The following is a 345-nucleotide window of genomic DNA, read 5'->3' on the forward strand; positions in this document are numbered from 1 at the left end:
ATAAACTCCAGCAGCGTATACAGCGTACCGCCTTTCGCCATGTTCAGTTCCGCGACGGTTTTGACCAGCATCAGGCCAATTGGCAGCAGCACGGTAAACAGCGTGGCACCCAGCGACGGCAGCGTACTTTCGTCGCGCACTTTCAGGTCGGAAAACTCAGCCGGGACTGGTTTAAATGGCAGACGGTTACCGAGGAATTTCAGGTACAACGGTCCGCCGACAAGCGAAGCCATTAAACCCACCAGTAAGCCGTAGACAATCACGGTGCCAATGTCTGCGCCCAGCTTGTTCGCCACGAACAGAGCGGCTGGATGCGGAGGTACGACGCAGTGTACTGCCATCAGC

General features: G+C 56.5%; 1 pseudogene. It reads right to left on the reverse strand.

Annotation, left to right across the window (positions count from 1 at the left end):
- Positions 1-345: pseudogene (locus FDX22_RS12320) on the reverse strand (D-serine transporter DsdX); the annotation flags it as partial.

This window comes from Citrobacter sp. TBCS-14 (assembly GCF_005280805.1).
Lineage (GTDB): Bacteria > Pseudomonadota > Gammaproteobacteria > Enterobacterales > Enterobacteriaceae > Citrobacter > Citrobacter gillenii.